Origin of the sequence: Streptomyces sp. NBC_01477 (genome assembly GCF_036227245.1) — a bacterium.
GTDB lineage: Bacteria > Actinomycetota > Actinomycetes > Streptomycetales > Streptomycetaceae > Actinacidiphila.
In genome coordinates, this window is record NZ_CP109445.1 from 1,801,852 (window position 1) to 1,824,916 (window position 23,065).

The 23,065-nt window shown below is 73.3% G+C and carries 19 protein-coding genes; 9 read left to right on the top strand and 10 right to left on the bottom strand.

The annotated features are described in order from the left end of the window. Positions 1 to 50 precede the first annotated feature (50 nt). From OHA86_RS06975 to OHA86_RS06995, 5 genes are read right to left on the bottom strand one after another with little or no spacing between them, the layout of a single operon-like run. Positions 51 to 935 (bottom strand): glycosyltransferase family 2 protein, encoded by an 885-nt coding sequence (locus OHA86_RS06975; RefSeq protein ID WP_329173395.1) that lies wholly within the window; start codon positions 933 to 935, stop codon positions 51 to 53. Positions 936 to 942: 7 nt separating this feature from the next. After that, the gene (locus OHA86_RS06980; protein WP_329173396.1) at positions 943 to 1,722 is read right to left on the bottom strand and encodes a CDP-alcohol phosphatidyltransferase family protein; all 780 of its coding nucleotides are present in this window, start codon (positions 1,720 to 1,722) and stop codon (positions 943 to 945) included. Next, positions 1,700 to 2,761, bottom strand: a complete 1,062-nt coding sequence (locus OHA86_RS06985) for an iron-containing alcohol dehydrogenase family protein (protein WP_329173397.1) — start codon at positions 2,759 to 2,761, stop codon at positions 1,700 to 1,702. The genes OHA86_RS06980 and OHA86_RS06985 overlap by 23 nt, the downstream gene beginning before the upstream one ends. Then, the gene (locus OHA86_RS06990; protein ID WP_329173398.1) at positions 2,749 to 3,501 is read right to left on the bottom strand and encodes a phosphocholine cytidylyltransferase family protein; all 753 of its coding nucleotides are present in this window, start codon (positions 3,499 to 3,501) and stop codon (positions 2,749 to 2,751) included. Before OHA86_RS06990 ends, OHA86_RS06985 begins: the two co-directional genes overlap by 13 nt. Next, positions 3,498 to 5,396, bottom strand: a complete 1,899-nt coding sequence (locus tag OHA86_RS06995) for a DUF5941 domain-containing protein (RefSeq protein ID WP_443071972.1) — start codon at positions 5,394 to 5,396, stop codon at positions 3,498 to 3,500. The genes OHA86_RS06990 and OHA86_RS06995 overlap by 4 nt, the downstream gene beginning before the upstream one ends. 480 nt (positions 5,397 to 5,876) lie before the next feature. Between OHA86_RS06995 and OHA86_RS07000 the strand changes: the two genes are divergently transcribed. Beyond that, positions 5,877 to 6,812, top strand: a complete 936-nt coding sequence (locus tag OHA86_RS07000; RefSeq protein ID WP_329173399.1) for a cation diffusion facilitator family transporter — start codon at positions 5,877 to 5,879, stop codon at positions 6,810 to 6,812. 113 nt (positions 6,813 to 6,925) lie between these two features. Further along, positions 6,926 to 7,537, top strand: coding sequence for an isopentenyl-diphosphate Delta-isomerase (gene idi, locus OHA86_RS07005; RefSeq protein ID WP_329173402.1), 612 nt, complete (start codon positions 6,926 to 6,928; stop codon positions 7,535 to 7,537). A gap of 4 nt (positions 7,538 to 7,541) precedes the next feature. Here the strand turns inward: idi and OHA86_RS07010 are convergent, their stop codons facing one another. After that, positions 7,542 to 8,012 carry an ATP-binding protein gene (locus tag OHA86_RS07010; protein WP_329182255.1) on the bottom strand — a complete coding sequence of 157 codons (471 nt, stop codon included), beginning with the start codon at positions 8,010 to 8,012 and terminating at the stop codon, positions 7,542 to 7,544. Positions 8,013 to 8,262: 250 nt separating this feature from the next. On the opposite strand from OHA86_RS07010, the gene OHA86_RS07015 reads away from it, so the two are divergent. After that, the gene (locus tag OHA86_RS07015) at positions 8,263 to 9,024 is read left to right on the top strand and encodes an enoyl-CoA hydratase/isomerase family protein (RefSeq protein ID WP_443071974.1); all 762 of its coding nucleotides are present in this window, start codon (positions 8,263 to 8,265) and stop codon (positions 9,022 to 9,024) included. Positions 9,025 to 9,129: 105 nt separating this feature from the next. On the opposite strand, the gene OHA86_RS07020 is transcribed toward OHA86_RS07015, so the two are convergent. Together OHA86_RS07020 and OHA86_RS07025 are read right to left on the bottom strand one after the other, a co-directional pair. Then, the gene (locus OHA86_RS07020; protein ID WP_329173404.1) at positions 9,130 to 10,017 is read right to left on the bottom strand and encodes a DMT family transporter; all 888 of its coding nucleotides are present in this window, start codon (positions 10,015 to 10,017) and stop codon (positions 9,130 to 9,132) included. Positions 10,018 to 10,117: 100 nt separating this feature from the next. After that, on the bottom strand, positions 10,118 to 10,933 hold the full coding sequence (locus OHA86_RS07025; protein WP_329173406.1) for a TrmB family transcriptional regulator: 816 nt from the start codon (positions 10,931 to 10,933) through the stop codon (positions 10,118 to 10,120). Between the two features lie 296 nt (positions 10,934 to 11,229). On the opposite strand from OHA86_RS07025, the gene OHA86_RS07030 reads away from it, so the two are divergent. Continuing rightward, positions 11,230 to 13,296, top strand: coding sequence for a putative Ig domain-containing protein (locus OHA86_RS07030; protein ID WP_329173408.1), 2,067 nt, complete (start codon positions 11,230 to 11,232; stop codon positions 13,294 to 13,296). A 101-nt stretch (positions 13,297 to 13,397) separates the two neighbouring features. Here the strand turns inward: OHA86_RS07030 and OHA86_RS07035 are convergent, their stop codons facing one another. Continuing rightward, a complete protein-coding gene (locus OHA86_RS07035) occupies positions 13,398 to 13,799 on the bottom strand; it encodes a hypothetical protein (RefSeq protein ID WP_329173409.1) in 402 nt (133 codons plus the stop codon). Between the two features lie 87 nt (positions 13,800 to 13,886). Further along, positions 13,887 to 15,527 carry an ABC-F family ATP-binding cassette domain-containing protein gene (locus OHA86_RS07040; RefSeq protein WP_329173411.1) on the bottom strand — a complete coding sequence of 547 codons (1,641 nt, stop codon included), beginning with the start codon at positions 15,525 to 15,527 and terminating at the stop codon, positions 13,887 to 13,889. A gap of 217 nt (positions 15,528 to 15,744) precedes the next feature. Between OHA86_RS07040 and OHA86_RS07045 the strand changes: the two genes are divergently transcribed. From OHA86_RS07045 to OHA86_RS07065, 5 genes are all read left to right on the top strand, one after another. Then, positions 15,745 to 16,707 (top strand): acyl-ACP desaturase, encoded by a 963-nt coding sequence (locus tag OHA86_RS07045; RefSeq protein WP_329173413.1) that lies wholly within the window; start codon positions 15,745 to 15,747, stop codon positions 16,705 to 16,707. Positions 16,708 to 17,354: 647 nt separating this feature from the next. After that, the gene (locus OHA86_RS07050) at positions 17,355 to 18,146 is read left to right on the top strand and encodes a TIGR03084 family metal-binding protein (protein ID WP_329173415.1); all 792 of its coding nucleotides are present in this window, start codon (positions 17,355 to 17,357) and stop codon (positions 18,144 to 18,146) included. Further along, a complete protein-coding gene (locus tag OHA86_RS07055) occupies positions 18,143 to 19,732 on the top strand; it encodes an acyl-CoA carboxylase subunit beta (RefSeq protein WP_329173416.1) in 1,590 nt (529 codons plus the stop codon). Before OHA86_RS07050 ends, OHA86_RS07055 begins: the two co-directional genes overlap by 4 nt. Before the next feature lie 53 nt (positions 19,733 to 19,785). After that, the gene (locus tag OHA86_RS07060; protein WP_329173417.1) at positions 19,786 to 21,804 is read left to right on the top strand and encodes an acetyl/propionyl/methylcrotonyl-CoA carboxylase subunit alpha; all 2,019 of its coding nucleotides are present in this window, start codon (positions 19,786 to 19,788) and stop codon (positions 21,802 to 21,804) included. Beyond that, positions 21,801 to 22,991 carry an acyl-CoA dehydrogenase family protein gene (locus OHA86_RS07065; RefSeq protein WP_329173418.1) on the top strand — a complete coding sequence of 397 codons (1,191 nt, stop codon included), beginning with the start codon at positions 21,801 to 21,803 and terminating at the stop codon, positions 22,989 to 22,991. The genes OHA86_RS07060 and OHA86_RS07065 overlap by 4 nt, the downstream gene beginning before the upstream one ends. The last annotated feature ends 74 nt before the right edge of the window (positions 22,992 to 23,065 follow it).

Here is a 23,065-nt window from a genome sequence, read left to right on the forward strand (position 1 = left end):
GGGTGCAGGGGATTCCCGGGCTGCGCCTGATGCTCTCAGGTCCGAGCTTGTCAGATGATCGGGGGTCGGCCCAGTCGCGTCAACCGCCAGACCGTCCGCCATCTCATCGGCCGCCGCTCACCGCAGGGGGTGGTCCAGCCCTCGCGGAAACCGCCGAGCCAGGCACGCAGCGCCGGACCGGACGGCCGCCGCAGCAGCGTCAGGGCGAACCACACTCCGAGGTAGGCCGGTACCAGCGGCCACGGCAGATTGCGCCGGGCCAGCCACACCCGGTTGCGGGCCACCATCCGGTGGTAGACCGCGTGCCGGGCCGGCGAGGTGGTCGGGTGGTGCAGTACGAGGTCGGAACGGTAGTCGATCATCCATCCCGCGTCGAGCGCGCGCCAGGCGAGGTCGGTCTCCTCGTGGGCGTAGAAGAACTCCGCCGGCAGCGGACCGACCTGCTGGATCACCCGGCTGCGGACCGCGCAGGCACCGCCGAGGAAGGTGGTGACCCGCGAATTGCGCATCGGGTCGGCCGCGCGCAGCCGGGGGACGTGGCGGCGCTGGGTGACCCCGGTGTCCGGGTCGGCGATCCGGAAGCTGATGATGCCCAGCTGCGGGTCGGCCGTGAACGCCGCCCTGACCAGCTCGGCGGTGTCGTCGCCGGGCAGCAGCCCGTCGTCGTCGAGGAAGAGCACCACGTCGACGTCGGCCGCGTCCGGGCCGAACAGGTCGATGCCGACGTTGCGCCCGCCGGGGATGCCCAGGTTCTCCGGCAGCTCCGCGGTGCGCACCCCGTCGGGCAGCACCGGCAGCGGGGCGCCGTTGCCGACCACGGCGACCTCGACCACGGGGCCCTGCTGCTTGGCGACCGAGTCCAGCAGGTCCTGCAGCTCGGCCGGCCGGTTGCCCATGGTGATGACGACCGCGCCGACCTTGAGCGGTTCGCTCATGTCCGCCTCATTTCAGTCTGCTGGAAGCGAGGACCGATACGAGGTGCAGCAGGGTCTGCACCAGTGCGATTCCGGCCAGTACGGCCACGCCGAGCCGGGTGAAGAACAGGTCGCCGCGGACCTGGTCGGCGATCGCCAGCACCACGATGAGCAGCGAGGCCTCGACGCCCAGCACCAGCCGGTGGAACTGGAGCGCGGCGGCGGCCCTGCGGGCCAGGGCGAGGCCGGAGGAGCGCGGCTGCGACGCCGCTTCCTTGACCGGCGGCAGCCCGCCCTGGTGGCGTGCCACGCCGACCAGGTCGGTCTCGGCCTTGATCAGGATCGCGCCGAGGGCGGCGAGGGTGCCCAGGAAGGCCCACAGCCAGTCGATCCGGCCGTCGCCCCACAGGTCGGCGGCGCGCAGTCCGAAGCCGACCAGGACCGCGGCGTCGCACAGGTAGGCGCCGACCCGGTCGAGGTAGACGCCGCTGAGCGAGAACTGCTTCTTCCAGCGGGCGATCTCGCCGTCGACGCAGTCGAGCAGCAGGTACAGCTGGACCATCAGCACACCGAGGACGGCGCCGCCGATCCCCGGCACGAGCAGCGCCGGGGCGGCGAGCACGCCGAAGACGGTCATCAGGTACGTCAGCTGGTTGGGCGTGATCCGGGTGGGCACCAGGTGCCGGTCTATACGCAGCGAGAGCTCGCGCATGTAGAGCCGGCCGGCCCAGTGCTCGCCGCTGCGCCGGTCCTTGACCCCCGGGGGGTGAACGACCGGGCGCAGTTCAGCTACTGATGGTTTTGGCATAGTCGGCGTATGCGTCCCTGATCTCGGTGTCGGACAGGTCGAGGTGTTCCAGGATCGTGAAGCGGCCGGGGCGGGTCTGCGGGGCGTAGTGCACCGCCCGGGCGAATTCCGCCTCGGTGAAGCCCATCTCCGTGGGCTTCACGGGCAGGCCGTGCCGGCTCAGCGTCTGGGCGAGCAGGCCCGACTCCTCGCGGGCGCCGCGCAGGTACATGGCGAAGGCGGCGCCGAGGCCGACCTGCTCGCCGTGCGCGGCGGCCCGGTCGGGGAAGAGCAGGTCGAAGGCGTGGCTGATCTCGTGGCAGGCGCCGGAGGACGGCCGGGTGTCGCCGCTGATCGACATGGCGATACCGGACAGCACCAGGGCCTCGGCAAGGGTGCCGAGGAAGGCGTCGTCGCCGATGCCGCCGGGGTGCCGCAGGACGGCCTCGCCCGCGCTGCGGGCCATCGCCGCGGCCAGCCCGTCGACCGGTTCGCCGGTCTCGCGGTGGGACAGCTCCCAGTCGGCGATGGCCGACAGGTTGGAGACGGCGTCGCCGATCCCGGCCCGTACGTAGCGGGCCGGCGCCTCCCTTATGACGCCGAGGTCGATGACCACGGCGATCGGGGTGGGGACGCCGTAGGAGCCGCGGCCGTTGTCGTTGTCCAGGGTGGACACCGGGGAGCAGATGCCGTCGTGCGAGAGGTTGGTGGCGACCGCGACCATGGGCAGGCCGACCCGTGCGGCGGCGTATTTGGTGACGTCGATGATCTTGCCGCCGCCGAGGCCGACGACCGCGTCGTAGCGCTTGCCGCGCATGGCGTCGGCGAGCTTGACCGCGGCGTCGATGGTGCCGCCCTCGACCGGGAACCAGTCGGCCCCCGGCAGTTCCGGCGCCAGCGCCTCGCGCAGCCGGGCGCCCGAGCCGCCGCTGACGGCCAGCGCGAGCTTGCCCGAGGTGGAGATGCGCTGGTCGGCCAGCAGCCGGGACAGGTCGGCGAGCGCCCCGGTCCTGATGTCGACGACGACCGGCGAGGGGATCAGCCGGGTCAGTACTGGCACGCGATCTCCCGGCCCCTGGCGAGATCGTCGTGGTTGTCGATCTCGACCCAGGCCACGTCACCGATCGGAGCGACGTCCACGGTGAAGCCGCGGTCGACCATCTCCTGGTAGCCGTCCTCGTAGTACAGGTCGGGGTCGCGCTCGAAGGTGGTCTTGAGCGCGTCGGCGAGGTCGGCCGCCGCCTCGGCCTCGATGAGGGTCACACCGATGTACTCGCCGCTCGCCTCGGCCGGGTCCATCAGCTTGGTGATCCGCCGTACGCCCTTGCCGGGCTCCACGACGACCTTCATCTCCTCGTCGGCGAGCCGCTTGACGGTGTCGAGCGCCAGGATCATCCGCTTGCCCTCGCCGCGGGCGGCGAGCAGCGTCCGCTCCACCGAGACCGGGTGGACGGTGTCGCCGTTGGCCAGAATCACACCCTGCCGGATCACGTCACGGGCGCACCACAGGGAGTAGGCGTTGTTCCACTCCTCGGCCTTGTCGTTGTCGATCAGGGTGAGCTTCAGTCCGTAGCGCGCTTCGAGGTCCGCTTTGCGCGCGTAGACGGCTTCCTTGCGGTAGCCGACGACGACCGCGACCTCGGTGAGGCCGACCTCGGCGAAGTTCGCCAGCGTCAGGTCGAGCACGGTCAGGCTGTCCCGCGCGCCCTCCGGGCCGACCGGCACCAGGGCCTTGGGCAGGGTGTCCGTGTGGGGACGCAGGCGCCTGCCTGCGCCGGCTGCCAGCACAAGGCCGATCATGCGGGTTCTCCTGATTCGTCGTGTACGGCTGCGGCGGCCCCCGAGGTCACCCAGAAACGGATGCTCTCGACGAGGACCAGCAGCGCGATGGCTAGGGCGAGCACCGTCAGCGTGACCGTGAAGCCCGTACGGTGTGCGGCGACGGCTGCGGCCAGGGCCACGATCAGCGTGCGGCCCTCGTGGCCGCCTGCCGTCCGCACCACGGCCCGCGGGGGTGCGCCGGCGCCGCCGCGTATGCGGTACACCGTGTCGTAGTGATGGTAGGCGACGGCCGACACCAGCCCGAAAGCGGCAGGCAACGCTCCGTTCACGCCGGAGACCGCGGCGAGCGCGAGCACCGTGCCGTACTCCCCGGCCCGGAACATCGGCGGCACCAGCCAGTCCAGCGCGCCCTTGAGCGGCAGCGCGACGGCGAAGGCCGAGGTGACGACGTAGAGCGCGGCGGCGACCACCGGGTACCAGCTGCCGTGCGGGGCGAGCGCCGCGGTGGCGGTCACCCCGGCGGCGGCGAGCACGGCCACGGCGGGCGCGGCGAAGGGCGGCATCCGGCGGGCCAGCGGGCGCAGCACCGCGGACAGCACCTCGGCCAGCGGGCCGCTGTCGGCGAGGTCGTCCAGCGCCCGCGCTGCCCGGTCGGTGCGGCGGGCCCTGCGGGTCAGCGAGCGCAGCACCCGGCCCGCGGTGGTGTAGCCGGCGGCGAGCGTGCAGCCGACGAGCAGGACCACGAGGGTGACGCGGGGGGTGCTGACCGCGGTGAGCACCGCTATCAGCGCCCAGCGCTCGCCGATCGGCAGCACTATCATCCGCCGCACCCAGACCGTCCAGCCGACGCTGTCCAGCTTGTCGGACAGCGCGGCGGTGGGGCTGGTGTTGGCGGTGGCGTCGTGGTTGGCCTCGTTGAAGGAGAAGTCGACGACATGGCGGCAGGTCTGCAGCACCATGGCGCCCAGCGCGAGCGCCCACACGTCGTCGCCGCCGCGGGCGGCGCCCAGCGCGAGCCCGGCGTAGTAGGCGTACTCCTTGGCGCGGTCGAAGGTGGCGTCCAGCCAGGCGCCGAGCGTCGAATACTGCAGCGAGTAGCGGGCCAGCTGGCCGTCGGTGCAGTCCAGCACGAACGACGCGAGCAGCAGCACACCGGCGGCGACGTATCCGGCGCGGGTGCCGGTGGCGGCGCACCCGGCGGCGATCAGCGCGACCAGCAGCGAGGCGGTGGTGACCTGGTTGGGGGTCAGCCCGCGGCGGGCGCACCAGCGGGCCAGATAGCGCGAGTAGGGGCTGATGCAGTGCGTGGTGAAGAAGCCGTCGCGGGCCTTGACCGCGCTGCGCAGCCGTACGGACTCCTCGTCGACGGCGGCGATCGCGGTGCCCGCCGCCTCGGCGGCGGCCCGGTCGGTGGCCACCTCGGCGACCAGGACGCCCAGCTCGGGGCGGTACGGCGGCTCGCCCGTCGCGGCCAGGGCCGCGGCCAGGGCGTCGGGCAGGACGTCGTCGGCGGGGCCGCTGCGGGGGGCGGGGAGCGGTACGGCGGCGTTCTGGGCCGTGGTGGCGGTGGCGGTCCTGGCCGCGGTGTGCGTGCCGGTCGCGGTGTCCGCGGCGGACGCGCCGCCGGCGGAGGAGCCGCCGCCGTAGGCGGACGGGCCGCCGGAGCGCCCGGCCGGGAGCGCCGCCAGGGCGCGGACCAGGGCCTGCCGGGCGGCGGGGCGGGCGGTCAGGGCGCCGGGGACCGCGGCGGTGTCGAACCGCGGGTCGGTGAGCGCCAGCCGCAGCGCGTGCCGGTGGCCGCGGAAGCGGCGGTCCACCACGGCGACCCGGTCGCCGGCCGGCGCCGCGGTGAGCCGGGCCGCGACGGCGTCCGGCGTGTCCGCCTCGACGACCTGGAATCCCAGCGCCCGCAGGTCGTCCGTCAGCGGTGACGGCGACCCTGCGGCGGGCGGGCCGGTGAGAATAGCGGTCGGCAGAGGAACCCACTCCCTGGAAGCGTGCGAAGACCGTGCCCGCGGGCGGTCGGCGGCGGAGCAGCCGGGCGCCCGGCACGACGGCAGAGGCTATCGGATGAACGACAGAGGTCGTTCACCGACTATTCGCCCAGACTTGGCGCGCACGGTGTGATCATCATGCGCGATCGGCGCCGCCCGGACAACCAGCGTCCCCCGTACGCCGTACGGGTGACCTCGGGTGGCCTTCCCGCGCCCTTGCCGCGTGGCTCATCACCGCAGGTCACCGCACATGACAACGGTCTCCAGTACCGGCTTGCCCACAATGGGTGACCGGTGTTGACTGACCGCCGCGGCGGGAAGTCCCGGGCGCGGGACTCCGGCGGCGGCCCGGAACACGGAAGCGGCACATCGCAGCGCACAAGGGAAGGGGACGCGCCGATGGGGGCAGGGCACAGCCATGGGGCCGGCCACGCGCACGGCCACGGCACCGCGACCGCCGCACACCGCGGCAGGCTGCGGGTGGCGCTGGGCATCACCGTGCTGGTGCTGGCCACCGAGGTGGTCGGCAGCGCGCTCACCGGTTCGCTCGCGCTGCTCGCCGACGCCGGGCACATGGCCACCGACGCGGCTGGCATCGCGATGGCGCTGCTGGCCGTCCACATCGCGGGCCGCCCGGCGAGCGAGCGCCGCACCTTCGGCTACGCGCGCGCCGAGATCCTGGCGGCGGTGCTCAACGCGGTGCTGCTGTTCGGGGTCGGCGCCTTCATCTTCGCCGAGGGCATCAGCCGGCTGATCTCGCCGCAGCACTTCGACGGCGGGGCCACCATCGTCTTCGGGCTGATCGGCATGGTCGCGAACACGGTGTCGCTGCTGGTCCTGATGCGCGGCCAGAAGGAGAGCCTGAACGTCCGCGGCGCCTTCCTCGAGGTCATGGCGGACGCGCTGGGCTCGCTGGCGGTCGTCGTGGCGGCCGGGATCTTCCTGGCCACCGGCTGGCGGCAGGCCGACGCCGTGGCGTCGCTGCTGATCGGCCTGCTGATCGTGCCGCGCACCTGGCGGCTGCTGCGCGAGGCCGTGGACGTGCTGCTCGAAGCGGCGCCCAAGAACGTGGACATGGCGGCGGTGCGGCGGCACATCGAGGGGCTCAAGGGGGTGGAGGGCCTGCACGACCTGCACGCCTGGACGATCACCTCGGGCATGCCGGTGCTGTCCGCGCACGTGGTGGTCAGCCAGGACGTGCTGGAGGCGGTGGGCTACGAGAAGATGCTGCACGACCTGCAGGGCTGCCTCGGCACCCACTTCGACGTCGAGCACTGCACCTTCCAGCTGGAGCCGGCCGGGCACGCCGAGCACGAGGCGCGGCTGTGCCACTGAGGGCGCGGCGGCGCGCGGCCGGTGCGCCGGTGTGCGCCGAATACGGCGTCCGCGATTACCGGCAGCTCATGTGAGGCAGACTGAGGACTTGCCGCCGAACGCGAAGGATGGTCATGCCCAGCAGCCCTGCCACCGACCGACCCGGCTCCCCCGCAGGTCCGCCGCCTCCCGGCGGCGCCGCGGAGCCGATCATGCTCGAACTCGTCGATGAGAACGGTGTGACGATCGGCACAGCGGAGAAGCTGTCGGCGCACCTGGCGCCCGGCCGGCTGCACCGGGCGTTCTCGGTCTTCCTCTTCGACGACGCCGGCCGGATGCTGCTCCAGCGCAGGGCGCTGGGCAAGTACCACTCGCCCGGCGTGTGGTCGAACACCTGCTGCGGCCACCCCTATCCCGGTGAGCAGCCCTTCGTCGCCGCCGCCCGGCGCACCGCGGAGGAGCTGGGGGTCGCGCCGGCGCTGATGCGCGAGGCGGGGACCGTGCGCTACAACCACCCGGACCCGGCGTCGGGCCTGGTGGAGCAGGAGTTCAACCACCTGTACGTGGGGCTGGTACGCGGCCCGCTGGACCCCGACCCCGAGGAGATCGACGACACCGCCTTCGCCGGCCCCTCGGAGCTGGCGAAGCTGCGCGCCGAGGGGACGTTCTCCGCGTGGTTCGGTTCGGTGCTCGACACGGCGCTGCCGACGGTGCGCGAGGTCACCGGGGACCGGGCGGGCTGGTAGCCGGTCAGCCGTCGGGCGGCCGCAACGGCAGGGCGGCCCAGATCATCTTGCCGCCGGTCGCGGTCTGCACGATGCCGCAGCTGCCGCCCGCCTCCGTGGCGATCGCGTGCACCAGCAGCAGCCCGCGCCCGCCGGTCCTGGCGTGGTCGGTCTCCAGCACCTTGGGGCGGTACGGGTGCTGGTCCTCGACGGCGACCCGGATCCAGTCGGGGCCGACCGCGACCTCGACGCCCAGCTCCGGCGACAGGACCGCCGCGTGCTTCACGGCGTTGGTGACCAGCTCGGAGACGATCACCAGGAGGCCGTGCAGGATGTCGTCGTGGACCGGCACCGCGAGGTCGGCGACCAGTGTGCGCACCCCGTGCCGTACCAGGGGCACCGAGGGATCCACGGTGGGGGCCGTGAAGCGCCACACCCCCTCGTACGCCCCCGGGGCCGGGGCCTGTTCGTGCGGGATGCTCCCGCGCACCTCCATGACCGCATCCACCATCGCCTTCGCGTATGTGTGCCCAAAGGCCCCGCCGGTGTCCCGGTGGATTCCGCCTCATGGCATCGAGTGTCCGCAATGCCGGGGGTCGCGGCAGGCGGGAAACCGTAAGTCCGCACCTTTCAGCGTTTTGCGACTGGCGGTGACCGGTAGTGTCGTCCGGGCGACTGCTTCCGACCGCCCGTTGTCGTATGTGTGCCGTCCAGACGCCCGTCCTGTTCGAGGAGCCTCCATGACCATGCCGCCGGGTCTCTCGGTCGACACCGCAGACGGCACCGCCACGGTCACGATCGCCAACCCGGCCCGCCGCAACGCGATGACGCTGGACATGTGGGCGGCGCTGCCCGTCCTGCTGGCGCCGCTGGCGAAGGACCCGGCGGTGCGGGTGCTGGTGCTCACCGGGGCCGGCGACACCTTCTGCGCGGGCGCCGACATCAGCGGCTTCACCGACGACGCCGGGCTGTGGGCGGCGCAGGCTGCCGCGGTCACGGCGGAGGAGGCGCTGGCCGCCTTCCCGAAGCCGACGATCGCCGCGGTGCGCGGCTACTGCGTCGGCGGCGGCTGCCAGCTCGCGGCGGCCTGCGACCTGCGCTTCGCGGCGGAGGGCGCGCGCTTCGGGGTGACCCCGGCCCGGCTCGGCATCGTCTACCCGGCGTCCACCACCCGGCGGCTGGTCCGGCTGACCGGTCCCGCCACGGCGAAGCACCTGCTCTACTCGGCCGAGCTGATAGACCACGAGCGGGCGCTGCGGACCGGCCTGGTCGACGAGGTGTGGCCGCCCGACGGGCTGGCCACCCGGGTACGCGACTACACCGCCCTGCTCGGCGCCCGCTCCCGCCTCACCCAGCACGCGGCCAAGGACTTCACCGACGGCGCCCCCGACCCCGAGCGCGAGCGCTACTGGTCCGCCCAGGCCGCCGACAGCCCCGACGCCCTGGAAGCCGCCACCGCCTTCCTCGCCGCCCGCACCCCCCACTTCACCTGGACCCCGCCCAACTGACAGGCCCGGGCACCGCCCCCCGGGGGCGCGAGGAACCGCGCGACCAGCCACCTCACCCGGCAGCACCGCCGCGAGAGGCTCTCGCGGCCCCGGACCCCGTCAAGCTCAGCGCAAGCGTGTCGCCCCGATCGGCTCCTGCTTCGCCGAGCCGGCCGGCATCGCGGGATGGCGGCCGAGCAGCACCACGCCGACGACGATCGCCGCCAGGCCCGCCGCCTCCCAGGCCAGCGCGCCCGGCGTGAAGCGCAGCCGGTCGCCGAGGAAGCCGACACCGCAGACGATCCCGGCGATCGGCTGCGCGGCGGTCAGCGAGGGCAGCGACATCCGCAGCGGCGCCATCTCGAAGGCGCTCTGCACCAGCAGCATGCCGGTGAGCCCGATGACGCCGACGGCGTACGGCTGCCAGGACACCGCGAGCACGGCGATCCCGCGGTCCTGGACGATCTGGCCGCACACCCGGGTCAGGGAGTCCTGGAGCCCGTAGAGCAGGCCGGCCGCCAGGCCGAGCAGTGCCGCCTCGCCCGACCTGGGCAGCCGGCGGGCCTTGATGGTGAGCAGCATCGCGAGCCCGGCGACGATGCCGAAGACCAGCCAGTGCCGCAGCGCCCCGGCTTCGGTGCCGCCGCCCCTGGGCCGGCCGGCGACGATGAAGGCGGTCACGCCGAGGGCCAGCAGGCTGACGCCGGCCCAGCCGCTCCAGCCCAGCCGCTGGCCGGTCAGCCGCCGGGACAGCGCCATCGCGAAGAGCAGGTTCGTCGCGGTGAGCGGTTCGACCAGCGACACCTCGCCGTAGCCGAGGGCGACCGCGCCCAGCACCTGGCCGCACACCATGAGCCCGACGCCGAGCAGCCAGTCGGGCATGTGGAGCAGGTCGAGCAGCAGCCGGAAGGAGAGGAAATCCGCGAGCGGGGCGCGGGATGCCGCGCGCTGCTGCAGCACGAATCCGAACCCGAGGCAGCAGGCGGCACCCACTCCGAGCAGGAACACGGCCACGGGCTCACTCTAGCCCGGGACCCCCGCCATCAGCGGTGTTCGCCGGGCCGCCGCGTCGCATCCGGCCGCGGGCGCTCTCCCGCGGCCACCGCCGTCCCCCTCACGGAAGGGTGCCGGCGACGGTCTGCGCGCTGTCCCACACGGTCAGGAAGGCCAGCCGCAGGCAGGCGGCGAGCGCCGGGTGCTCGATGTAGAGCGCGGTCGTGGTGCCGGCGCCGGCGACCGGGTCGGGCATGTCGCACAGCACGAGGCGCGCGTCGGCGACGATGAGCTTGAGCGGCAGCTCGGCGGTGAAGCGGCACTCCTCCCCCGCCGCGCCGAAGCGCCGTACGTTCTCCAGCACGTCCTCGTCGTCGAGCGCGTCATGGGTGTAGATGGCCCGCACGGTGCCGCCCGAGCGGCGCAGTCTGCGGGCGACCTTGATGCCGGGGGTGTTGGCCGCGGGCGCGACGAAGGGCGGTTTGCAGAAGCTGAGCAGTTCGTGCGAGGCGTGCGCCTGGATGTCGGCGAAGGCCTCGGCGATGGACTTGGGGTCGCGCAGGATCTCGACGTAGTCCAGCGGCACGGTGTGGTTGCGGCCGTCCGCCCAGACGGGGACGAGCGCGCTGGTGAGCGCGGTCGAGACCCGGTCGAGGCGTTCCAGCTGTTCGCGTTGCAGGGCCATCAGCCGGGCGACGGCGAGTTCGGGGGCGATGGCCGAGAAGGTCGCCACCCGCCCGGGGTGCGCGGTGGCCAGCCGCCGCCGTACGAGCGTGTCCAGCACGTCGTAGACCCGCTGCCGCGGTACGTCGGCGGCGCGTGCCACTTCCGCGGCCGTATACGACTCGCGGCGCACCAGCGCGAGGTAGACCCGCGCCTCGTAGCGCGCGAGGCCCAGCGCGACAAGGTCGTTGACGGGTTCTTCCTCGGTACTCATGGCGCCACAACGTATACGGCGCTGATCGTCCCGGGGAAGCGGGCCCGGAAATCGCCGGTGGCGATTCGAGGGGAAGCCTTTGCCATTACCCGGTGGTCCCTTGGGCTTGGGTTCACTAGCTTCATCCTCGGCCACCACTGAACGTGGTGGCAGTGAGCAGGAGTTGACAACCGTCGTCAACGTGATCACCAGTGAACGTGCGCCACACGAAGTCCCAGGCGATACCGCTCCATGATCCGTTGTCATGACCTTGACAGAAGGATCATTCGCGGGCGCCCTCGGGAGCAGATCCCCCCATGGAGGGCAGTTCATTGCAGCTGACAAGTCCCGGCCGGATCAGACGTGCCGTCCGCCGCGCCGCTGTCGCGGTCGTCGCCGCCGGCGCGCTGGTCACCGGCGGCATGGTCGCCGCCGCGTCCCCGTCCGTCGCCACCACCCCCGGCGCCAACACCCCCGCGGCCACCGGCACCGCGGCGACCGGCGCCACCGGCGGCGCCGCCAGTGCCGCGCACACCGCACGCCTCTGCTCGGCCCCGGCCACCGCGGGGCAGATGTCCTGCCTGGCGCTGGCACGTACCGATGTTGTCCACCACCTCGGCATCTCCCCCAATGCCACCCCGTCCGGCTACGGCCCCACCGACCTGCAGAGCGCGTACGCCCTGCCGTCGGCCGGCGCCGGTGCCACCGTCGCCATCGTCGACGCGCAGGACGACCCGAGCGCGGAAGCCGACCTGGGCACCTACCGCAGCCAGTACGGCCTGCCGGCCTGCACCACGTCCAACGGCTGTTTCAAGAAGGTCAGCCAGACCGGCGGCACGAGCTACCCGTCCGCCGACTCCGGCTGGGCCGGCGAGATCTCGCTCGACCTCGACATGGTCAGCGCCGTGTGCCCGCAGTGCCACATCCTGCTGGTCGAGGCCACCTCGGCGAGCATGGACGACCTGGGCACCGCGGTGAACGAGGCCGTCACCCTGGGCGCGAAGTACGTGTCCAACAGCTACGGCGGCGATGAGGACTCCAGCGACACCACCGCCGACTCGCAGTACTTCAACCACCCCGGTGTGGCCATCACGGTCAGCTCGGGCGACAGCGGCTACGGCGCCGAATACCCGGCCTCGTCGCGTTACGTCACCTCGGTCGGCGGCACCTCGCTGAGCCGGTCGAGCGGCACCACCCGCGGCTGGACCGAGAAGGTGTGGGGCTCGACCACCGGTGACGGCGCGGGCTCCGGCTGCTCCGCCTACGACGCCAAGCCCACCTGGCAGACCGACACCGGCTGCGCCAAGCGGACCGTCGCCGACGTCTCCGCGGTCGCCGACCCGGCCACCGGCCTGGCCGTCTACGACAGCTACCAGGCCAGCGGCTGGCAGGTCTACGGCGGCACCAGCGCCTCGTCGCCGATCATCGCCTCGGTCTACGCGCTGGCCGGCACCCCGGCCGCGGGCAGCACCCCGGCCTCCTACCCGTACGCGCACACCAGCGCCCTCAACGACGTGACCACCGGCACCAACGGCTCGTGCGGCGGCAGCTACCTGTGCACCGCGACGGCGGGTTACGACGGCCCGACCGGCCTCGGCACACCGAACGGCACGGCCGCCTTCACCAACGGCGGCTCGACCGGCGGCAACACCGTCACGGTCACCAGCCCGGGCAACCAGTCCACCAAGGTCGGCACCGCCGTCAGCGTCCAGGTCCACGCCACAGACTCCGCGTCGGGCCAGACCCTGACGTATTCAGCGGCCGGCCTGCCCGCGGGCCTGACGATCAACGCCTCGACCGGCGTGATCTCCGGCACCCCCAGCACGGTGGGCAGCTCCACCGTCACCGTCACCGCCAAGGACACCACCAACGCCAGCGGCTCGGCGTCCTTCACCTGGACGATCACCAGCACCGGCGGCGGAGGCGGCTGCACCGCCGGCCAGCTGCTCGCCAACCCCGGCTTCGAGAGCGGCGCCGTCAGCTGGACCGCGTCCACAGGCGCGATCGACAACAGCACCGACGCCCCGGCCCACTCCGGCTCCTACAAGGCCTGGCTCGACGGCTACGGGACCACCCACACCGACACCCTGTCCCAGTCGGTGACCATCCCCGCCACCTGCACCAGCGCCACCTTCACCTACTACCTCTACATCTCCAGCAGCGAGACCAGCACCACCACCGCCTACGACAAGCTCACCGTCGCAGCCGGCAGCACCACCCTGGCCTCGTACTCCAACATCAACAAGGGCACCGGCTACGTCCAGCGGTCCGTCAGCCTGGCCCCCTACATCGGCCAGACCGTCACCCTGAAGTTCACCGGAACCGAGGACTCCTCCCTGGCGACCTCCTTCCTGATCGACGACACCGCCGTCAACGTCAGCTGACGCGACGCCACCTGCGCGCACAAGACGGCGGACCCGGGCCGGCCCCCACTGCCGGTCCGGGTCCGCCGCCATTCCCGGGCGCAACCCCGCATCCCGGGCGCTTATCGGACGTCCACCGTGATGTTCCACAGCGTCATCGCCATACACGACGCCTTGCCCGCCTCGTCAGGACAAACCCGCCGGCTCCCGCTGAGTCCGGCGCTGCCCGCGGCGACACCGCGGTAGACACCCGGCGAGACCTCGGCCAGCGCCTGCCCCGTCTCGGACGCGCCGCTCACACCGGCGCCGAGGCGCAGCCTGAGCTTGCTGCCGACGCTCAGGCAGATCTCCCCGGGGGTGTCCTGGCTCGACAGGTCGAGGACGACGTCACCGCAGTCCGCCGAGACGTTCGTACCGCCGGGGGGATCGGGCGGCACCACCCGCACCCCGGCCGCGGAACCGCAGCCCGCCGCCAGCACGACAACGGCGCCGGCAGCCGCGACGGAACTCATCCGATGCCGCATCACCGCCTCCTCCCCACGACCGTTTCCCGGCGGTCATGGATGGGACGCAGCCCGGCCCGATCGGGTTCCCGGTCTCCCGCGACGCGCTCAGACCTCGGTGATCCGGCCGTCCGCGACCGCGATCCGCCGGGTGGTGTGCACCGCGTCCAGCATCCGCCGGTCGTGGGTGACCAGCAGCAAAGTGCCCTGATACGCCGCCAGGGCCGCCTCCAGCTGCTCGATCGCCGGCAGGTCCAGATGGTTGGTGGGCTCGTCGAGCACCAGCAGATTGACCCCGCGGGCCTGGAGCAGCGCCAGCGCCGCCCGGGTGCGCTCCCCCGGCGACAGGGTGGCCGCGGGCCGCAGCACATGGCCGGCCTTGAGGCCGAACTTCGCCAGCAGGGTGCGGATCTCGGCCGGGTCCAGGTCGGGGGCGGGGCCGCGGAAGGCGTCGAGCAGCGGCTCCCCGCCGCGGAAGAGGCCGCGGGCCTGGTCGACCTCGCCGACCAGCACACCGGGGCCGAGCGCGCTGCTGCCCTCGTCCAGCGGGAGCCGGCCGAGCAGCGCGGCCAGAAGGGTGGACTTGCCCGAGCCGTTGGCGCCGGTGATCGCGACCCGGTCGGCCCAGTCGATCTGGAGGTCCACCGGGCCGAAGCGGAAGTCCCCGCGGCGGACCCCGGCGCCGTTCAGGGTGGCCACCACCGCGCCGGCCCGGGGCGCCGCGGCGATCTCCATCCGCAGGTCCCACTCCTTGCGCGGCTCCTCGACCTTGTCGAGCCGCTCGATCATCCGGTCGGTCTGCCGGGCCTTGGCCGCCTGCTTCTCGGCGCCCTCGGCCCGCGCCCTGCGGGCGATCTTGTCGTTGTCGGGGGCCTTGCGCAGCGCGTTGCGGGTGCCCTTGTCCATCCAGCCGCGCTGCATGCGCGCCCTGGCCTCAAGGCCCGCCTTGGTGTCGGCGTACTCGTCGTACTCCTCCCTGGCGTGCCGGCGGGCGGTGGCGCGCTCCTCCAGGTACGAGGCGTAGCCGCCGCCGAAGACCGCGACCTGCTGCTGGGCCAGGTCCAGCTCCACCACCCGGTTGGCGGTGCGGGTGAGGAATTCCCTGTCGTGGCTGACCAGGACGGTGCCGGCGCGCAGCCCGGTGACGAATCGCTCCAGGCGCTCCAGGCCGTCGAGGTCGAGGTCGTTGGTCGGCTCGTCGAGCAGGAAGATGTCGTAGCGGCTGAGCAGCAGCGAGGCGAGTCCGGCGCGGGCGGCCTGGCCGCCGGACAGCGCGTACATCTCCTGGTCGAGGCTGATGCCCAGGCCCAGCGACGCGGTGGCCTCCTCGGCCCGTTCGTCCAGGTCGGCGCCGCCCAGCGAGAGCCAGCGCTCCAGGCTCACCGCGTAGGCGTCGTCCGCGCCCGGCGCCCCGTCCACCAGGCCCTGGGTGGCCGCGTCCAGCGCCTGCTGCGCCGCCGCGACGCCGGTCCTGCGGGCCAGGAAGTCCCGCACGGTCTCGCCGTCGTCCGTGCGGTCGGGCTCCTGCGGCAGATGGCCCACGGTGGCGGTGGCCGGGCTGAGCCGCAGCGTGCCGTCCTCCGGGGTGTCGAGACCGGCGAGCAGCCGCAGCAGCGTCGACTTCCCCGCGCCGTTGGCACCGACGAGACCCACGACGTCACCGGGCGCGACCACCAGGTCGAGGCCCGTGAACAGCGCGCGGTCGCCGTGCCCTGCGGCGAGATTCCTGGCTACGAGAGTGGCACTCATCAGGCCAAGGATCCTATCGGCTGCCGGGACCTCCGGCGACGCGGCGGCCGCCGGCCGCCGCCCGCCCGCGGGCGCCGCAGGTGGGCACACGGGTTGCCTTCTTACGCCGCCTTAACCTACGGTTGCGTAACTTACGAGAGCGTAGGTCGCACATTCTTTTTCGGCCTTCCGCACCGAACCCCGTTTACGTCCGTCCCTCCCGTCCCCAGGAGCTCCCGTGACCGTTACCTCGCCCCACCTCGCACGCCCCGACGTCTGGAGCGACTCGGCGCTGCTCTACGCGTTGGAAGAGGTGGTCGAGCGCGAGCTCAACCGGCACCTGGGGGTGGCCAAGGAATGGATGCCGCACGAGTACGTGCCGTGGAGCGACGGCCGCAACTTCGACGGCGTCATGGAGGGCGAGGCGTGGGCGCCCGACCAGTCCAAGGTCTCCGCGGTCGGCCGGATAGCGCTGGTGGTCAACCTGCTCACCGAGGACAACCTGCCCAGCTACCACCACGAGATCGCCACGATCTTCGGCCGGGACGGCGCCTGGGGCACGTGGGTCCACCGGTGGACCGCCGAGGAGGGCAGGCACGCGATCGTGATGCGCGACTACCTGCTCACCAGCAGGGCGGTCGACCCGGTCGAGCTGGAGCGCTTCCGCATGATGCACATGTCGGAGGGCTTCGAGCACGACCACCGGCACAGCATGCTGCACTCGGTGGCCTACGTGGCCTTCCAGGAGCTGGCCACCCGGGTCTCGCACCGCAACACCGGCCGCGAGTCCGGTGACCCGGTGTGCGACCGGATGCTGGCCAGGATCGCCAACGACGAGAACCTGCACATGGTCTTCTACCGCAATCTGCTGGCCGCGTCGCTGGAGATCGCGCCCGACCTGGCGATGCGGGCGATCCGCGACGTCGTCGTCGCCTTCCGCATGCCGGGCCACGGCATGCCCGGCTTCGAGCGGGCCGCTGCGCGGATGGCCATCGGCGGGATCTACAACCTGCGGATCCACCACGACGATGTGCTGCAGCCGGTGCTGCGCCATCTCAAGGTGCTGGAGGTGTCGGGCCTGGGCCCCGAGGGTCTCCAGGCCCAGGAGGAGCTGGGCGTCTTCATGGCCGGCCTGAATGATCAGGCGGTGCGCTTCGACACCAAGCGCGCCACTCTTCTCGCGCGGCGCGCCAAGTCCTGACCCTCTCCCGCCGCGGCGGCGCGCCCACCCCCTTGCTGGGTGCCCTTGCACTGGCGGTACGCCCGCCCGCCGCCGCGGCTGAGCCCGGGGGCCGCCACTCGCGGTGGCGGTACGCCCCCGGGTCCCCGGCGGAGGGTGCCACTTCCGGTGGCGGTACGCCCGCCCCGACGCCGTGGCTGGCCCACGGGGGGGGTGGCACTCGCGGTGGCGTCGCTTCTTTTCGGCCATTCTGGTTGCGCGCGCAGTTCCCCGCGCCCCTGGCGGGCCGCGTCCACCTCCCTCGGCGCCAGAGGGCACGCCATCCAGGGGCGCGGGGAACTGCGCGACAAGCCACGACGAACCGTCGCGTGGAAACGGACAGCCACCACCCCAAGGGGCGCGAGGAACTGCGCGGCCGGCCCCCACGCAGCCGCAGGCAAGCACGCCACCGCATGAGGCATCCCCGCAGGGGCGCGGGGAACTGCGCGGCCGGCCACGACGCACCGCAGGTGCGAAGCCCACCGCAAGTGGCAGCCCGGGGGCGCGTGGCCCGGCCCGCGACGAGGGGGCCCGCCGACCGCCGAGGAGCCGAAAATCAAGCGTGCGGGCTTGAATGATTCAAGCCGCCCTGCCACGCTCGTCCCACGCCTACGCGGGGAGCGCCGCCCATGCAAACGCCCGTCCTGGACGACCTGGCCGCCGAGACCGCAGGGCTCGACACCCTCGTGGCCGGGCTGGAGCCCGACGCGTGGGCGCGGCCGACCCCGGCCGAGGGCTGGACGATCGCGCACCAGATCGCCCACCTGGCCTGGACCGACGCCCGCGCCCTGCTGGCGGTCACCGACCCGGACACCTTCGCCCGCGAGACCGCGTCCGCCGCGGCGCGCTTCGGCACGTACGTCGACGAGGGCGCCGAGCAGGGCGCCTGGCTGCCGCCCGGCGAACTGCTGGCGCAGTGGCGTGCGGGCCGCGCCCGGTTGTGGGAGGTACTCGCGGCGCAGCCGCCCGGCTCCCGCTTCGGGTGGTACGGGCCGCCGATGAGCACCGCGTCGATGGCGACGGGCCGACTGATGGAGACCTGGGCGCACGGCGAGGACATCGCGGACACCCTCGGGGTGCGGCGGGAGCCGACCGCCCGGCTGTGGCATGTCGCCCGGATCGGCGTACGCGCACGGGACTTCGCCTTCGCGGTGCACGGGCGGCCCGCGCCCGCCGAGGAGTTCCGGGTCGAACTGACCGCCCCCGACGGCACGTTGTGGACCTTCGGCCCGGCGGACGCCGACCAGCGGGTGACCGGGCCCGCGCTGGACTTCTGCCTGCTCGCGGTACGCCGCAGGCACCGCGACGACGTGGCCGTACGGGCGGAAGGCCCCGACGCCGACGCCTGGCTGTCGGTCGCGCAGGCCTTCGCGGGGCCGCCGGGCGGCAGCCGGTCGCCGTCGAAGGGGGCGGACCGATGACCGCCCTCGACACCGGCGGCCCGGACTTCGCCGAGCGCGCCGCCGCGATGACCGCCCGCCTCGCCGAGCTGGCCGCGGCGCACACCGACGCGCTGGCGGGCGGCGGGCGGAAGTACCAGGACCGGCACCGCGCCCGCGGCAAACTGCTGGCCCGGGAGCGTGTCGAGCTGCTGCTCGACCCGGACACGCCCTTCCTGGAGCTGTCCCCGCTCGCCGCGTGGGGCAGCGACTTCGCCACCGGCGCGTCCCTGGTCACCGGGATCGGGGTGATCGAGGGCACCGAATGCGTGGTGACCGCCAACGACCCGACCGTGCGCGGCGGTTCGAGCAATCCGTGGACGCTGAAGAAGGCGCTGCGGGCCAACGAGATCGCCTTCGCCAACCGGCTGCCGGTGGTGAGCCTGGTGGAGTCCGGCGGCGCCGATCTGCCCAGCCAGAAGGAGATCTTCATCCCGGGCGGCGCCCTCTTCCGCGATCTGACCCGGCTGTCGGCGGCCGGCATCCCGACGATCGCGGTGGTCTTCGGCAATTCGACCGCGGGCGGCGCCTACATCCCGGGGATGTCGGACCACGTGATCATGGTCAAGGAGCGCGCGAAGGTCTTCCTCGGCGGCCCGCCGCTGGTGAAGATGGCCACCGGCGAGGAGAGCGACGACGAGTCGCTGGGCGGCGCCGACATGCACGCCAGGATCTCCGGCCTCGCGGACCACTTCGCGCTGGACGAGCCGGACGCGCTGCGTACCGCCCGCCGGGTGGTCGCCCGGCTCAACCTCCGCAAGCCCGGGCCCGGTCCGCGCCCCGACCCGGCGCCGCCGCTCTTCGACGCGGCGGACCTGCTGGGCATCGTGCCGGGCGATCTGCGCACCCCGTTCGACCCGCGCGAGGTGGTCGTACGGATCGCGGACGGCTCGGCCTTCGACGAGTTCAAGCCGCTGTACGGGCCGAGTCTGGCGACCGGCTGGGCCGAGGTGCACGGCTATCCGGTGGGCATCCTGGCCAATGCGCAGGGCGTGCTGTTCAGCGCCGAGTCGCAGAAGGCCGCGCAGTTCATCCAGTTGGCCAACCAGCGCGACATTCCGCTGCTGTTCCTGCACAACACCACCGGCTACATGGTCGGCAAGCAGTACGAGCAGGGCGGCATCATCAAGCACGGCGCGATGATGATCAACGCGGTGTCCAACTCGCGGGTCCCGCACATCTCGGTGCTGATGGGCGCCAGTTACGGTGCCGGGCACTACGGGATGTGCGGGCGGGCCTTCGAGCCGCGCTTCCTGTTCTCCTGGCCGAGCGCCAAGTCCGCGGTGATGGGGCCGAGTCAGCTCGCCGGTGTGCTGTCGATCGTCGCCCGGCAGTCCGCCGCGGCACGCGGGCTGCCGTACGACGAGGACGCGGACGCCGGGCTGCGGGCCGCGGTGGAGCAGCAGATCGAGGCGGAGTCGCTGCCGATGTTCTTGTCGGGGCGGCTCTACGACGACGGTGTGATCGACCCGCGCGACACCCGTACGGTGCTCGGCCTGTGCCTGTCGGCCGTGCACGGGGCGCCGGTGGAGGGTGCGCGCGGCGGTTTCGGGGTCTTCCGTATGTGACGGGGTGTCCACAGGCGACGGGCGTCCGTCGGTGATGGGGAGGGGGCGGGCCGATGGGCACGCCGATCGGTTCTGTACTGGTGGCCAACCGGGGCGAGATCGCCCGGCGGGTCTTCCGCACCTGCCGCGAGCTGGGCATCGCCACGGTCGCGGTGCATTCCGACGCCGACGCTGCCGCCGCGCACGTCATCGAGGCGGACGCCGCCGTACGGCTGCCCGGCGACGCGCCCGCGGACACGTATCTGCGGGCGGACCTGCTGGTGGCCGCGGCCCTGTCGGCGGGCGCCGACGCCGTGCACCCGGGGTACGGCTTCCTGTCGGAGAACGCGGACTTCGCGCGGGCGGTGACGGCGGCGGGGCTGGTGTGGATCGGTCCGCCGGCCGCCGCGGTCGAGGCGATGGGGTCCAAGACCCGGGCGAAGGAGCTGATGGCCGCGGCCGGTGTGCCGGTCTTCGCCGCGCTCGACCCGGCGGCGGTGACGGCGGCGGATCTGCCGCTGCTGGTGAAGGCGGCGGCGGGCGGCGGCGGGCGCGGGATGCGGGTGGTCCGCGACGTGGCCTCCCTGGAGGGGGAGTTGGCGGCGGCGCGGGCCGAGGCCGCGGCGGCGTTCGGTGACGGCGAGGTCTTCGTCGAGCCGTATGTGGAGGGCGCCCGGCATGTCGAGGTGCAGCTGCTCGCCGACGCGCACGGCACGGTGTGGGTGCTCGGTGAGCGGGACTGCTCGCTGCAACGGCGGCACCAGAAGGTGATCGAGGAGACCCCGGCGCCCGGCCTGACCGGCGAGCTGCGTACCGCGCTGCACGAGGCGGCGGTGCGCGCGGCCGGCTCGATCGGCTACCGGGGCGCGGGCACCGCCGAGTTCCTGGTCTCGGCGGACGGCCGCCCGTACTTCCTGGAGATGAACACCCGTCTCCAGGTGGAGCATCCGGTCACCGAGTGCGTCACCGGGCTCGATCTGGTGGCCTGGCAGATCCGGATCGCCGAGGGCACCGCCCTGCCGCAGGACCCGCCGCTGCCGCGCGGGCACGCGGTGGAGGCCCGGCTGTGCGCGGAGGACCCGGCGCGCGGCTGGCAGCCGCAGCCGGGCGCGCTGCACCGGCTCGACGTGCCGGGCGTGGACGCGCACTTCTCGGTGCCGCCGGGGCGCGAGGCGGGGCTGCGGCTGGATTCCGGGGTGACCGGCGGGGAGCGGATCGGGGTGCACTACGACCCGATGCTGGCCAAGCTGATCGCCTGGGCGCCGACCCGCGCCGAGGCCGTACGGCGGCTCGCGCACGCCCTGGAGCGGGCCCGGCTGCACGGCCCGGTCACCAACCGGGACCTGCTGGTCCGCGCGCTGCGGCACCCGGACTTCGCCGCCGCGCGGCTCGACACGGCCTTCCTCGAACGCCATGCCGCCGACCTCGGCCTCACCTCCGGCTCCGACGGCTCCGACGGCTCCGGCTCCGGTCCCGGGGACGCCGAGCGCTTCGCCGCGCTGGCCGTGGCGCTCGCGGACGCGGCCCGGCGTACGGGGGCGGCCGGGGCGCCGGTACCGGTACGCCTGGGCGGCTGGCGGAACGTCCCGTCGCAGCCGCAGCTGAAGCGCTTCGTGAGCGAGCCGGGCGGGCGGGCGTACGACATCCGCTACCGGCTGGACCGGGACGGCCTGAGCGCCGAGGGCTTCGACGGTGTCCGGCTGGTGAGCGCCGCGGCCGACCGGGTGGCACTGGAGATCGACGGTGTCCGGCGGACGTTCGAGGTCGCCGCGCACCCGGAACGGACCTTCGTGGACTCGCCGTTCGGGTCCGCCGCCTTCACCGTCCTGCCGCGTTTCCCTGACCCCGGGCAGTCCGCCGCGCCCGGCTCGCTGCGGGCGCCGATGCCCGGCACCGTCGTCAGGACCGCCGGGTTCGGCCCCGGCGACCGGGTCGAGGCGGGGCAGCCGCTGCTGTGGCTCGAGGCGATGAAGATGGAGCACGTGATCGCCGCCCCGGCCGCGGGGACGCTGCTCGAACTCACCGCCGACGTGGGCCGCCAGGTCGAACTCGGCGCCGTACTCGCCGTCGTCAAGGAGGAGACAGGACCATGAGCACCGTCCGCAGCACCTTCGACAGCGCCCTGCTGGAGACCGAGGAGCGGCGCGCCCTGCGCAAGGCCGTCGGCGCGCTCGGCCGCCGCTACGGCCGCGACTACTTCACCGCGGCCGTCAAGGCGGGCAAGCAGACAGACGAGCTGTGGCAGGAGGCGGGCGGCCTGGGCTACCTCGGCGTCAACCTGCCCGCGGAGTACGGCGGCGGAGGCGGCGGGCTCGCCGAACTGTCGATCGTGCTGGAGGAGTTGGGCGCGGCGGGCTGTCCGCTGCTGCTGCTCATCGTCTCCCCCGCCATCTGCGGCACGGTCATCGCCAGATTCGGCACCGACGCGCAGCGGCGGCGCTGGCTGCCGGGGCTCGCGGACGGCTCGCTGCGTATCGCGTTCGGTATCACCGAGCCGGACGCGGGCTCCAACTCGCACCGCATCACCACCACCGCCCGCCGCGACCCCGGCACCGGCGGCTGGCTGCTGACCGGCCGCAAGGTCTTCGTCTCCGGCGTCGACATCGCCGACGCCACCTTGATCGTCGGCCGCACCGAGGACGCCCGCACCGGCCGGCTCAAGCCGTGCCTCTTCCTCGTCGACCGGGAGACCCCCGGCTTCGACTTCCGGCAGATCGACATGGAACTGTCCGCGCCCGAGAAGCAGTTCCAGCTCTTCCTGGACGATGTGGCGCTGCCCGCCGACGCCTTGGTCGGCGACGAGGACGCGGGCCTGCTCCAGCTCTTCGCCGGGCTCAATCCCGAGCGGATCATGACCGCCGCCTTCTCCCTCGGCATGGGCCGCTACGCCCTCGACCGCGCCGTGGACTACGCCCGTACCCGCCAGGTGTGGTCCGCGCCGATCGGCAGCCACCAGGCCATCGCCCACCCGCTGGCGCAGGCCCACATCGAGCTGGAGCTGGCCCGGCTGATGATGCAGAAGGCCGCGTACCTCTACGACGCCGGCGACGACATGGGCGCGGGCGAGGCCGCGAACATGGCCAAGTACGCGGCGGCGGAAGCGGGCGCGAAGGCCGTCGACCAGGCCGTGCACACCCTCGGCGGCAACGGCCTGACCAGTGAGTACGGCCTCGCCTCGCTGCTCACCGCCTCCCGGGTGGGCCGGATCGCGCCGGTCAGCCGGGAGATGATCCTCAACTTCGTCTCGCACCACAGCCTGGGGCTGCCGAAGTCGTACTGACCGGCCTGGTCCATACTGACCGCCCGCCCGCGGAAAAGGCCGCAGGCGGGCACCGCCCGCCGCCCGACGTGAAG